Origin of the sequence: Flavobacterium rhizophilum (genome assembly GCF_046000485.1) — a bacterium.
GTDB classification, from domain to species: domain Bacteria; phylum Bacteroidota; class Bacteroidia; order Flavobacteriales; family Flavobacteriaceae; genus Flavobacterium; species Flavobacterium rhizophilum.
Window position 1 is genome coordinate 169,741 of sequence record NZ_JBELQB010000002.1, and the last position, 12,785, is coordinate 182,525.

Here is a 12,785-nt window from a genome sequence, read left to right on the forward strand (position 1 = left end):
TTATTATCTGTCGGAGTTTTGACGCTCTACCATCCATTGCGGATATTCTTTTGGTAGTGCACTCAATTCGTCAAGCAATTGTAAATCTTTTTCGGTTAGCTCCACATCAACTGATCTGATATTATCCTGTAGCTGATTGCTATTTTTAGCTCCAATAATAGTACTGGTAATTCCCTGTTGTTGGCGTACCCATGCAAGGGCAACCTGTGCCGGTGTTACGTTATGCTTCTCACCTACCTGTACAAGTCCGTCAATAATATCATAAGCCTTATCCTTGTTCACAGGAGGAAAATCAAATGCTTCCCTGCGCGATCCCGAAGCCTGACCTTCCCTTGTGTATTTCCCTGAAAGAAAACCTCCTGCCAATGGACTCCATGGCATAATGGCAAGGTTTTGATCTAAAGCCAAAGGAACTATTTCTCTTTCAATATCACGCCCTGAAAGCGAATAGTAATATTGTAGGCCTATAAACTTATTCCATCCGTTCTTATCGGCTATTCCCTGTGCCTTCATTACCATCCATGCCGGCCAATTACATACGGCAATATATCTTACCTTACCCGATAACACAATATCATTAAGAGCTCTCATGGTTTCTTCAATCGGAGTACGGTTATCCACACCGTGTACATATAATATATCGATATGATCCAGCTGCAGACGTTGCAGGCTTTCGTCAACCGAATTAAATATATGGTAACGTGACAAACCAATATTATTAGGTTTCTCATCCATACGACCACGAACTTTAGTGGCTATAACCAGCTCATTTCTGTTCAGCCCTAAATCTTTTACAGACTGACCTAAAAGCCTTTCAGATTCCCCATAAGAATACACATTAGCCGTATCTATAAAATTAACTCCCGAATCCACTACAGACTTCATAAGTCCGTTTACCTCTTCCTGCTGAATTTTACCAATGGCCTCCCAAAACCCTCTTCCACCAAACGTCATGGTACCAAAACAAATTTCAGAAACTAACAATCCCGTGTTTCCTAAAAAATTGTACTTCATTGTTTTTTGATTTATATGATTAGAATTGTAACTGCTATGCAGCTACACAAATTTCATCATAATAACAGCGAATTATATTGCTCTAATCAATCAGATCATTACAAAATTCAAACAATTATCTTTTAGGTAGTACAGTAGCAATACTTAACAATAAAAAAGAAATAATTACAGCTATAGTACGAATGCTATGCCATTTGTTCCAGGGATCTTCAAAAGTTTCCCGCATAGCTTTAATAGCTTCCTGACTTGAATTCCCCAAATCAAAAGCTTCAAGCGTATCGTTTAAAGGCACATTCCCTAAAATGGTAATACCAAATAACCCTATGATGTAAAACGCTGCCGAAAGACCGTATAATGAAAAGTTAATTGTAAGCCTCCCGTCATACTGCAGGTAGGCATTTAAAGGAAGTAAAACAACTGTACCAAAAAAGCAGATAAAGAATACCGGATTAAGTATTGCCTTATTTATAGACTGCATTGCTAAAAGATAGGCCGAATCATTAAGTTGGCTAAGTCCTGAATTAACAGAAAATGAATAAGAAAAGAATAGCCCGGCCATAAGCGCCGTAGTCAATAAAGTTAAAATATGAATAACAGAGGCAAAAGTATTCATAATATAATCTTTTAGAGTTGATATTAGATTCTAAACGGTTTTCGAAAAATACAACAAAAAATATATTATGCAAAAAAAGAAAGGGACATAACAAACTGATTATCAGAAATAGTACCCCTATAAAATGAAAAACCCTTCTGCCCGAGGGCAGAAGGGAAGCCGGTAAACCACACCTTACCTTAATTTATCCGGCTTTTTTTATCTTTATACGAAGATATGTATTTTTTGGTTTTAAAAATTAAATAATTATTTAATTTTTAATTACAGTACAAAGTAACAAAAAATAGTTGAATTAACCTCGTGTTTCTTTCCTTAAATTCGCCATTTTAACAGCAACGATAGCAGCCTCGGTACCTTTATTACCATGTTTACCACCGCTACGATCTATAGCCTGTTGTAAAGTATTGTCTGTCAGCACACAAAAAACCACAGGAACATCGGTTAAAATATTAAGATCTTTAATACCCTGTGCAACTCCTTCACAAACAAAATCAAAATGTTTAGTTTCACCCTGTATTACACTGCCTATGGCGATAACAGCATCTACATTTTGGGTATCAATCATCCTTTTTGAGCCATAAATAAGCTCAAAACTTCCCGGCACATCCCATTTTACAATGTTTTCTTCTTTAGCACCGTTTTCAATTAAAGCCTCAAAAGCTCCTTTGTATAAATTTTCAGTAATGGATTCATTCCATTCTGAAACAACAATCCCAAACCGAAAATCTTTCGCGCTTGGGACCATATTTTTATCGTATTGTGATAAGTTCTTATTAGCTGTAGCCATTACAGTTATTCTGTTTCTGCTATGTAAGCATCAATATTATTAGCTTCCGGAGCCGACTCATATTTCGCCTTTAATTCATTGAAATATTTATTAGCCTCCTCTTTTTTACCTAGAGTTAAAGCTGTTTGACCCGCTTTAAAAAGAAAACGAGGTGTAACTAGAGCATCATCACCCATTTTTGCAGCTTCAGCATAATATTTTAAAGCTTCTTCGTTTTCACCTGTTTGAGCAAAAGCATCTCCAATTCCTCCTTTAGCAAGAATACCTGTTGTTAGCTCTTTACCTTTATATTCCTGTAAACGCTCTACAGCTTCCTTATACTTCCCTGTATTAAGGTAAGCCATACCAGCCATATAGTTAGCTACGTTTGCAGCATCTGTACCAGAATAGTTCTCTAAAATAGACAAAAGACCCATTTTAGCTTCTCCACCGTTAAGGGCAAGATTGTATAGTGAATCCTTCTCAGCTACGGTTGTAGCGTTTGAAGCCTCAATAAAATACTGTTGTGCCTGGAATGAATCGTTAGCAGCTTCAGTTTCTTTTGGCTCAACTACAACACGTCCATAAAACAAATAACCTACAAGTGCAACTGCAATAACAGCAACTGCAATAATGATTGGCTTTTGGTTATTGGCTACCCATTCTTCAGTCTTTGAGGCTTTTTCGTCAAGTGTGTTAAACACTTCCTCAGTTGTACTTTGACCGTCAAAAGTTTCTTCCGGTTCTACTTCGTTCACCTCAGCAGGTTTTGGAGCTTTGTACCCTCTTTTGTTATATGTTGCCATCTAATTTAATTTAGTGAGCCGCAAAAATAAAATTTTTATTGAGAATTAAAATATCTTTTTGTCGATATTTTTCAATAATTTGCATGCTCTTTTTATAAAAGTATACTAATTATACAATGTTCTCACTATCAAGAACACAGTTACAAATGTACCTAAAAAATTTATCCCTCCTAAACTACAAGAATATATCTGAAGGCAATTTTGAGTTTGACTCAAAAATCAACTGCTTTGTGGGAAAAAACGGCATAGGGAAAACAAATGTACTGGATGCAATATACCATTTATCTTACGGAAAAAGCTATTTTAACCCTCTTGCGGTACAAAACATAAAGCATGGCGAAGAGTTTTTTGTTGTAGACGGCACTTTTGAAAAAAATGAAAGAAACGAACAAATTGTATGCAGCCTTAAAAAGGGACAAAAAAAAGTTTTAAAACGAAACGGAAAAGCCTACGATAAGTTTTCTGAACATATTGGTTTTATACCATTAGTTATCATCTCCCCTTCAGATAATGACCTTATTATGGAAGGAAGTGAAACAAGGCGTAAATTTATAGACAGTGTTATTTCGCAACTGGACCCCACTTACCTGCAGGAACTAATAAGCTACCAAAAAGTAATTGCCCAGCGAAATGCCTTACTTAAGTATTTTGCCCTTAACCATACCTTTGACAAGGAGACACTGGGTATATATAATGAGCAGCTTACCGCACTGGGGCATTCTGTATTCGAAAAAAGAAAAAAATTCCTTGCCGATTTTATTCCTATTTTCAATGCACACCATCACGCCATAACCAGTTCGGCAGAAAATATATCATTAGTATATCAGAGTCAGCTACATGAACAGACACTAGATAAGCTACTGGAAGAAAACCTGCAACGTGACAGGGTACTCCAATATACAAGTGTAGGCATACATAAAGACGACCTCTCATTTGAGATAGACGAACATCCTATTAAAAAATTCGGATCGCAGGGACAGCAAAAATCTTTTCTGATTGCGCTTAAGCTAGCTCAGTTTGATTTTATAAAGAAACAAAGTGGCGTACTCCCTATCCTATTATTTGATGATATTTTTGACAAACTTGACGAGACCAGAGTTTCTAAAATAGTACAAATGGTAAACGATAAGGTTTTTGGACAGATTTTTATATCTGACACCCACCCTGAACGTACTGAAGAAATTGTGAAGTCTACTCACCAAAGTTATCGTATCTTTACCTTATAACTTATACAACTATGTTACCAGCAACCATACTTCCGTTTCTGGAAGACCTTAAACAAAATAATCACCGTGATTGGTTTCAGGCAAATCAGAAAAGATATGCCGAATATAAAAAAGACTACAAAGCCGTAACCGAAGCCCTGATTAGAGAGGTGAGCGCAGGCGACGAGTCATTAAAACACCTGGAGTTTAAAAACTGCTCTTTCAGGATAAACAGGGATATCCGTTTCTCTAAAGACAAATCTCCCTATAAAACCAATATGGGTATATGGATGTCGGCAGGAAATAAGGAATTCAACATGGGTGGTTATTACCTTCATATAGAAAAAGGAGCCAGCTTTATTGCTGGAGGTCTGCACATGCCCGACCCTGTATCACTTAAAAAAATGCGTCGTGAAATTGCAGGCTTTTACGAAGACCTTGAAGAAATACTGGAAAACAAAGAATTCAAAAAGCTTTACGGAACACTGGACAGAGAACAAAGCCTGAAAACTGCTCCTAAAGATTATGATAAAGACCATCCGGCAATTGAGTTTTTAAAACTAAAAAGTTTCACTGTAACACATAAGCTTAGCGATAAAGATCTTGCCAGTAAAAACTTTATTGGAGAGACTGCAAAAAAATTATTGGTTATGCAACCGTTTATAGAATATATAAACCGCGCCATGACTACCGAAGAGTAGTTAAAATATGTAATTTTGCCACCGGTAAACTAACCCATAATTATGGAAATCATTTCAAACTACCCGCTTAAAAATCATAACACTTTTAGAATTGAGGCTTTTGCCGATGAATTTGTTTCGGTTAATTCTGTAAAAGAGCTTAAAGAAGTACTTCAGGAAAACTCCGGAAAACAAAAATTCATCCTTGGAGGAGGCAGTAATATGCTCCTTACCCAAAACATACATTCATTAGTCATACATATAAACCTTAAAGGTAAAGAGGTAGTTTTTGAAGATGACAAACATGTACATTTAAAAGCTATGGCCGGCGAAAACTGGCATGAATTTGTACTTTACACCATACAGCATAATTATGGCGGACTTGAAAACCTGTCGCTTATCCCAGGCAATGTAGGCACTACCCCTATACAAAACATAGGCGCCTACGGAACTGAAATAAAAGACTCTTTTATATCGTGCGAAGCCATGGACATTGCCACGCAGGAAATAAAAACCTTTACAAAGGAAGAATGCGAATTTACCTATCGCGAAAGCATCTTCAAAAACAGTTTAAAAAACAAATACATTATAGTATCGGTAACTTACAGGCTCACCAAAAAAGACCATAAAATTAACACCGCTTATGGTGATATTATGGCACAGCTAACCGAAAAAAACATTACAGCACCCGGAATAAAAGATGTTAGCGATGCTGTAATAAACATTAGGCAAAGTAAATTACCCGATCCAAAAGAACTGGGTAACAGTGGTAGCTTTTTCAAAAACCCTATTATATCTAAAAAAGAGTTTGATTTAGTTTACAGTAAACATCCGGAAATGCCACATTACGTGATTTCTGAAACTGAAGTAAAAGTTCCTGCAGGATGGCTTATAGAACAGTCGGGCTTTAAAGGAAAACGTTTCGGTGATGCCGGCATACATGCAAGGCAGGCCTTGGTACTGGTTAACTATGGTAATGCCACAGGGCAGGAATTATTAGACCTGTCACGAAAAATACAGGAAACCGTATATAACAACTTCGGCATACGCATTGAGGCAGAAGTCAATATTATATAGTATTCAGTAAAAAGTGGCCCGTAATCAGTCATTACTCAACAATTATTACCCAACACTTAACAACAAACTAAAGGAATAAATAAGACTTTTTTCTAATTTTGCACCATTAAAACGCCAATCAAAAAATACCTGTATGCTTAACATTACCTTCTATATATTTATCGGTATAACCGCAATACAACTATTTTACTATCTTATCGTCTTCGGAAAATTTGCTTTTTCAAAGCCAGATAAAAGCAGTCCGAAAAAAGTTCCGGTTTCTGTTATCGTTTGCGCCAAGAACGAGGCCGAAAACTTAAAAAAATATGTCCCGCTTATTGCCGAACAAAACTATCCCGACTTTGAAATAGTCCTTATAGACGATGCCTCTAGCGATGAAACGCTCGATGTACTTGAGGAATTTGAACAGCAGTATTCTAATATCCGTTTGGTTAAGGTAGAAAACAACGAAGCTTTTTGGGCCAATAAAAAATTTGCTGTTACCTTAGGCATCAAAGCCGCTACTAAAGACTATTTATTATTTACCGATTCAGACTGCTACCCGTCTTCAAAAGAATGGCTATCGCAAATGAGTGCTCAGTTCACCCAGACAAAAACAATTGTACTAGGATATGGTGCTTACGAAAAAGTAAAACGCTCTTTCCTTAATAAGATAATTCGCTTTGACGAAATGCTTAGGGCAACACAATACATGTCGTGGGCAAAAATGGGATCTCCATACACGGGTGAGGGCCGCAATATGGCTTATAAAAAGGAGGAATTCTTTAACGCTAACGGCTTTATGAGCCATATGCATGTAAGAAGTGGTGAGGATGCTATGTTTGTTAATCAGGTAGCCACCGGCAAAAACACTACCGTTTGTTATACTCCCGAAAGCTTTACTTACTGCCCTCCTAAAAAATCATTCGGGCAATGGTTTGCACAAAAAAAGAGACAGGTATACCTACACTCGCAATTTAAAACCGGAGACAAGATAAAAATACGTCTGTTCTTTATAGCACAGTTACTATTTCCGTTATTCGCTGCCGGACTTTTAATTGCCGGTTTTGACTGGATGTTTATTGTACCCGTTATAGGTTTCCGCTACCTTATAGCATGGTTAACCATAGGCTACAGTGCGAGTAAACTAAAAGAGAAAGACGTGATTTACTGGTTTCCTTTTATCGAAATATTCCTTATCTTCACACAGCTTAATGTTTACATAAGCAATATGTTCTCTAAACCTGTACTTTGGAAATAAATTCTCAACTTATACAAAGCAATATAGAAAAAGCTAAAAAGGGCGACCAGGTAGCCTTTACTTTTTTATTGGATTTTTTTTGGAATGAGGTATATGGCTTTATGCTTAAACGCACCCAAAATGAAACCGATACAGAAGATATTGTTATTGAAACATTTGCCAAGGCTTTTGACAGGATAGCTACTTATAATCCTGAATACGCCTTTAATACATGGCTCATAGCCATTGCCAAAAATGTACACATAGACATTTTAAGGAAAAAGAAGTCATCACTCTTTATAGAAATCACAGACGAACAAAACCAACAGGCCTATAACATTGCAGACAGCTCACCTACCGCCGAAGACGAACTGATTAAGGAACAGAATCTTTCCAGTCTTTTGGAATGTATTAAGCTATTAAAATCACACTATCAGGAAGTAATACAGCTGCGCTATTTTCAGGAGCTGAGCTATCAGGAAATTGCCGAACAACTCAACGAGCCACTTAATAATGTAAAGGTAAAACTGCTAAGAGCTAAAAAACTACTTGCAGACATTATCCGTAATGGTAAAAAGAAAAAATAAAACTATTCTTCCCCTGTCTCTTTTATAAGTTTGATTGTATACCTTATTGACTTATCTCCTTTTGACCAGGCAAAATGTCCGGGTATTACATAAACCGGATCAGGATATTTATTCATAAGGTTCTTCATTGTCTGCTCCCATTCATTCAAATTGGCATCGGCTATATTACCTAAATCAGCAGCTTCAGTACTTTTAATAAGGCAGCCTCCATAAACAACCTTTTCATCTTTTACATACAAAACAATATTATCTTTAGTATGTCCCTCGCCGGGATAATAGGTCTCTATCGCCCTCCCCCCTATATTGAAAACAGTGTCTTTCTCAAAGGTATATTTGGCAGGGCTTCCTGTATTTTTAGCTTTAGTAAGATCATAAGTCATTTTTGAAGTATAGGTCTTAATGCCCTTATTACTATAATACTCCAGTCCGGCACTACTATCATCATGAAAATGAGTAGCAATACACAAAACCACCTTCTTATTATGCCTTTTTTTAATGCTATCCAATAAAGGCTGAAACTGGTTTTCATCCCAAGGAGTATCAAAAAGCACAACACCTTCATCTGTTACCATATACATACTATTTGATGGAAATTGCGTGCCCGAAAAAAACTTATAATTAGTATAGACATACAGATCATCTGTCAGTTGGGTAAATTTTAATCCGGTAGTTACTTGGGCGAATCCGGAAAATGACAATAATACAAAAGCAAGAAACAGTCTCATGATTTTTATTTCAAAGATATTTATAAAAAACTTTCATTTTACACAATAAAAAATTATAAGAATTTTATACCATTTATTACAATATCAAAAACACCGAAAACGTTTTAGTATAAAAATCATTCTTTATTAACAAACTTTAAATCATCTTATTATGTCAAAAGTAAGCGTTTTCGAAAAAAAATGGATAGACCTTGTTTTTGAAGGCCGTAACCAAAAATACGGAGCCTACCAGCTTCGTCAGCAAAACCCTAAACATACAGTTATTGCTTTATTTTTGGGTGTTGCTCTAGTAGTCGGTTTAATTTCCATACCTATGATTGCAAACAAAATGGGACCTAAAACAGATCCTGAATATGCTGATAACAAAACAGAGCTTGACGACCCGTTTGTATTTGTAGAGTTACCCAAGGATGTTACCCCTCCTGATATACCGGAACCGGAACCTGTTATACCGGAACCGCCTGCAGAAGCTGCAGCACCAGTAAGCGCTACGACAGAATTTACAACACCTGTTATAGTAAGTGCTAACGAGGTAACTGCTGCTTTACCTACTATGGAAGACTTTGAAAACTCAGACCCAGGGCAGGTAACTACACCGGGTAACCCTAACGGAGAAATAAATATTGGCACACCAAACGGAACAGGAGACCGCACTGATGGCGGAACCGCTAACGGAGACGAAAACGGAACCGGCATAATAGAATATATTAAAGTAGACGTAAAACCTGATTTTCCGGGAGGACTATCTGTTTTTTACGAAACGGTTAGCAGAAGATTCAACGCACCGGATATTGGCAAAGACATGACGCTTCGAGTATTTGTCTCTTTTATTGTAGAAAAAGACGGAACAATGTCAAACATAAAAGTACTAAGAGATCCGGGATACGGAATGGGTGATGAAGCTATAAGGGTACTAAAAAGTATCAAAACAAAATGGAATCCCGGCATTAAAAATGGTAAGCCTGTAAGAACAGCTTACAATTTACCTGTAACCCTTAACATAAGATCTTAAAAAAAGCCCCTGATTAGGGGCTTTTTCTTTATAAAATAATAACATTTTTAGAGCTTTAGCCATAAAAATTAATCGTTACATAATATCCACAAATATACCTTATCTTTGCAATCTAAAGTTTTTATTATGGAAACCGTATTAGATACTGCAAAACCAACTGCCCAAAACGGACTGCTTACTCAAAAGCCTAAATGGCTTAGGGTTAAACTGCCTACAGGGAAAAAATATACTGAATTAAGAGGACTGGTAGATAAGTATAAACTACATACCATATGTACATCAGGAAGCTGCCCTAACATGGGCGAATGCTGGGGTGAGGGTACTGCTACTTTTATGATACTGGGTAATGTTTGTACACGTTCATGTGGTTTTTGTGGTGTTAAAACCGGAAGGCCTGAAACAGTAGATTGGGATGAGCCGGAAAAAGTAGCGCGTTCTATCAAACTAATGAACATTAAACATGCCGTTATTACCAGTGTGGACCGTGACGACCTTAAAGACGGAGGTTCTATTATATGGGCCGAAACCGTTAAGGCTATCCGCAGGATGAATCCTAACACCACACTAGAAACCCTTATACCTGACTTCCAGGGAATTGAGAGAAACATAGACCGTATTATTGAGGTTGCCCCAGAAGTAGTTTCTCACAACATGGAAACGGTAAAAAGACTTACTCGTGAGGTGCGTATACAGGCAAAATACGAGCGTAGCCTTGAAGTACTTCGTTACCTTAAGGACAGCGGTATTAACCGTACAAAATCAGGTATTATGCTTGGGCTTGGCGAAACCGAAGAGGAGGTTATCCAAACCATGCACGACCTTAGAGCTGTAAACCTAGACGTACTTACTATAGGCCAGTACCTGCAGCCTAGTAAAAAACACCTTCCTGTAAAAGAGTTCATCACTCCCGATCAGTTTAAGAAATATGAGGAAATAGGCTTAGAGCTTGGTTTCCGCCACGTAGAAAGCGGCGCACTTGTACGTTCTTCATACAAAGCACAAAAACACATCCTTTAATAGCTTTTTGCTGTAATTGTTTTTAAAACAATGGACAAAAAAATAAAGATTGCCATAAACGGTTTCGGTCGCATAGGCCGAAACCTTTTCAGGCTCTTACTTAACCACCCTGAAATTGAAGTGGTAGCCATTAATGATATTGCCGACGCAAAAACAATGGCTCATCTTATTAAGTATGACAGTATTCACGGCATACTACCCCATGAAGTTACCCATACCGAAACCTCTATCATAATTAACGGAAAAAGCTTTCCTTTTTTAAGGAACAAACTGGTTAAGGATATTAACTGGACTCTGTTTGACGTTGATATTGTTGTGGAATCTACAGGTAAATTCAAAACCCTGGAAGATGCCAACCAACATATAGAAGCAGGTGCTAAAAGAGTATTGCTTTCGGCTCCACCGGAAGACGACAGGATAAAAACTGTTGTACTGGGAGTTAATGAACATATACTTGACGGAACAGAAAAAGTAGTCTCTAACGCCAGCTGTACTACAAATAATGCTGCACCAATGATGAAAGTGATTAATGACCTTTGCGGAATTAATCAGGCTTACATCACAACAGTACACTCTTACACTACAGATCAAAGCCTGCACGACCAACCACATAAGGATTTAAGACGTGCGCGCGGAGCAGCACAATCTATAGTACCTACAACCACAGGTGCCGCAAAGGCACTTACCAAAATTTTCCCTGAGTTTGATGGTAAAATCGGTGGTAGTGGTATACGCGTACCGGTACCGGACGGCTCACTAACCGATATTACCTGTTATGTAAAACGCGAGGTAAGTATTGAGGAAATAAACAACGCCTTCAAAAAAGCATCAGAGAATGAGCTGAAAGGTATATTGGCATACACCGAAGACCCTATTGTATCGGTAGATATTCTAGGCAACAGGAATTCATGCCTTTTCGATTCTCAACTTACATCGGCACTGGATAAAATGGTAAAAATAGTAGGATGGTATGACAACGAAATAGGCTATTCATCAAGAATAATAGACCTTATCCTTTTTATCAGCAAGTAAGTTTTATTTATTATCACCAACAAAATCTAAAACGGTTTTATCAAACTCCTCCTTCCTGTCAAGGAAAGAAGTTTTTATAGGCAGGTAAAACAGTTTCCCGGCAGGCATTTTATCTTTGAGTCTTACATAATCCTTTTCGGTAGTTACCACAATCCTGTCTTTTGCAGCAGCCAGTATATCATCAATATCTTTTGCTGAAAAATCATGATGATCAGGATAGGTTAAACATACATCAGAACTGTTTTTTAACTGATCGAAAAACGGTTTAGGCTTAGCTATTCCGGCAACCAGCACTTTATCTGTCTCCTTTATCTCTTTTGTAGAAACTTCACTGTTATCACCATAAACAACAGTATCATATTCTATAGCAGTAAAATACACCTTTTGCTTGGGTTGCGTCCGTAATTTTTTCTCAATTTTTTGCTGCTCTGCTTCCGTTATACCTGCAGGACATTTAGTAACCACAATCACATCTGCCCTCTTAGCTCCGCTCCTACCCTCACGCAGGTTTCCGGCAGGCAACAAATAATCATCGGCATAAATATCACCATAGGCAGTAAGCAGTATATAAAATCCCGCCTTAACCTTACGGTGCTGATAAGCATCATCAAGCACAATTACTTCAGGGCTCGGATTAAGTTGCAATAAACTCTCAACACCGTTTACCCTATTGGCATCAACCGCTACATTAACATCAGGAAACTTACTGTAAAACTGGTAAGGCTCATCACCAAGTATATCTGCATTAGCATTAGCATCAGCTAAAACATACCCTTCCGATTTTCTTTTATACCCCCTGCTTAAAGTAGCAAGCCTGTAATTATCTTTCAGCAATCGTATAAGATATTCGGTTTGAGGCGACTTACCTGTACCTCCGGTACTCAGGTTACCAATAGCAATAACGGGCAAATTAAATTGTTGCGACTTAAAAAAACCTGTATCGTATAAAAAATTACGAATGGCCGTAACCAGCCAATACAGTAATGAGAAGGGAAGTAAAATTTTCCTGATTAATTTCATACTACGAATGTA

14 protein-coding genes are annotated in these 12,785 nt (G+C 37.5%); 8 read left to right on the plus strand and 6 right to left on the minus strand.

Annotated elements, in window-relative coordinates:
* Nucleotides 1–3 precede the first annotated feature (3 nt).
* The 4 genes from ABS768_RS02905 to ABS768_RS02920 all read right to left on the minus strand — a co-directional run bounded on the left by ABS768_RS02905 (nt 4) and on the right by ABS768_RS02920 (nt 3,199).
* Nucleotides 4–1,014 carry an aldo/keto reductase gene (locus ABS768_RS02905; protein ID WP_408073479.1) on the minus strand — a complete coding sequence of 337 codons (1,011 nt, stop codon included), beginning with the start codon at nt 1,012–1,014 and terminating at the stop codon, nt 4–6.
* A gap of 115 nt (nt 1,015–1,129) precedes the next feature.
* Nucleotides 1,130–1,627, minus strand: a complete 498-nt coding sequence (locus ABS768_RS02910) for an anthrone oxygenase family protein (RefSeq protein ID WP_408073480.1) — start codon at nt 1,625–1,627, stop codon at nt 1,130–1,132.
* Between the two features lie 292 nt (nt 1,628–1,919).
* The gene (ribH, locus tag ABS768_RS02915) at nt 1,920–2,414 is read right to left on the minus strand and encodes a 6,7-dimethyl-8-ribityllumazine synthase (protein ID WP_035130167.1); all 495 of its coding nucleotides are present in this window, start codon (nt 2,412–2,414) and stop codon (nt 1,920–1,922) included.
* Nucleotides 2,415–2,419: 5 nt separating this feature from the next.
* Entirely contained in the window at nt 2,420–3,199 is a 780-nt protein-coding gene (locus tag ABS768_RS02920) for a tetratricopeptide repeat protein (protein ID WP_408073481.1), read from the minus strand.
* 146 nt (nt 3,200–3,345) lie between these two features.
* Here ABS768_RS02920 and recF point away from each other — a divergent pair, with 146 nt between their 5' ends.
* The 5 genes from recF (at nt 3,346) to ABS768_RS02945 (ending at nt 7,967) form a co-directional block, all read left to right on the plus strand.
* Nucleotides 3,346–4,425, plus strand: coding sequence for a DNA replication/repair protein RecF (gene recF, locus ABS768_RS02925; protein WP_408073482.1), 1,080 nt, complete (start codon nt 3,346–3,348; stop codon nt 4,423–4,425).
* An 11-nt stretch (nt 4,426–4,436) separates the two neighbouring features.
* Complete coding sequence (locus ABS768_RS02930) at nt 4,437–5,105, plus strand: DUF2461 domain-containing protein (protein WP_408073483.1); 669 nt, start codon at nt 4,437–4,439, stop codon at nt 5,103–5,105.
* Nucleotides 5,106–5,147: 42 nt separating this feature from the next.
* Nucleotides 5,148–6,161: a UDP-N-acetylmuramate dehydrogenase gene (gene murB, locus ABS768_RS02935; protein ID WP_408073484.1), complete on the plus strand. Its 1,014-nt coding sequence runs from the start codon at nt 5,148–5,150 to the stop codon at nt 6,159–6,161.
* A 133-nt stretch (nt 6,162–6,294) separates the two neighbouring features.
* Nucleotides 6,295–7,401, plus strand: a complete 1,107-nt coding sequence (locus ABS768_RS02940) for a glycosyltransferase (RefSeq protein WP_408073485.1) — start codon at nt 6,295–6,297, stop codon at nt 7,399–7,401.
* Nucleotides 7,392–7,967, plus strand: a complete 576-nt coding sequence (locus ABS768_RS02945) for an RNA polymerase sigma factor (protein WP_408073486.1) — start codon at nt 7,392–7,394, stop codon at nt 7,965–7,967. The genes ABS768_RS02940 and ABS768_RS02945 overlap by 10 nt, the downstream gene beginning before the upstream one ends.
* A gap of 2 nt (nt 7,968–7,969) precedes the next feature.
* Here the strand turns inward: ABS768_RS02945 and bla are convergent, their stop codons facing one another.
* Nucleotides 7,970–8,692, minus strand: a complete 723-nt coding sequence (gene bla / locus ABS768_RS02950; RefSeq protein WP_408073487.1) for a BlaB/IND/MUS family subclass B1 metallo-beta-lactamase — start codon at nt 8,690–8,692, stop codon at nt 7,970–7,972.
* A gap of 151 nt (nt 8,693–8,843) precedes the next feature.
* Between bla and ABS768_RS02955 the strand changes: the two genes are divergently transcribed.
* The 3 genes from ABS768_RS02955 to gap all read left to right on the plus strand — a co-directional run bounded on the left by ABS768_RS02955 (nt 8,844) and on the right by gap (nt 11,753).
* Nucleotides 8,844–9,704, plus strand: coding sequence for an energy transducer TonB (locus tag ABS768_RS02955; RefSeq protein ID WP_408073488.1), 861 nt, complete (start codon nt 8,844–8,846; stop codon nt 9,702–9,704).
* Between the two features lie 126 nt (nt 9,705–9,830).
* A complete protein-coding gene (lipA, locus tag ABS768_RS02960; RefSeq protein WP_408073489.1) occupies nt 9,831–10,721 on the plus strand; it encodes a lipoyl synthase in 891 nt (296 codons plus the stop codon).
* Between the two features lie 30 nt (nt 10,722–10,751).
* Nucleotides 10,752–11,753, plus strand: a complete 1,002-nt coding sequence (gap, locus tag ABS768_RS02965) for a type I glyceraldehyde-3-phosphate dehydrogenase (protein WP_408073490.1) — start codon at nt 10,752–10,754, stop codon at nt 11,751–11,753.
* 3 nt (nt 11,754–11,756) lie between these two features.
* On the opposite strand, the gene lpxK is transcribed toward gap, so the two are convergent.
* Nucleotides 11,757–12,773: a tetraacyldisaccharide 4'-kinase gene (gene lpxK, locus ABS768_RS02970; RefSeq protein ID WP_408073491.1), complete on the minus strand. Its 1,017-nt coding sequence runs from the start codon at nt 12,771–12,773 to the stop codon at nt 11,757–11,759.
* Between the last annotated feature and the right edge of the window lie 12 nt (nt 12,774–12,785).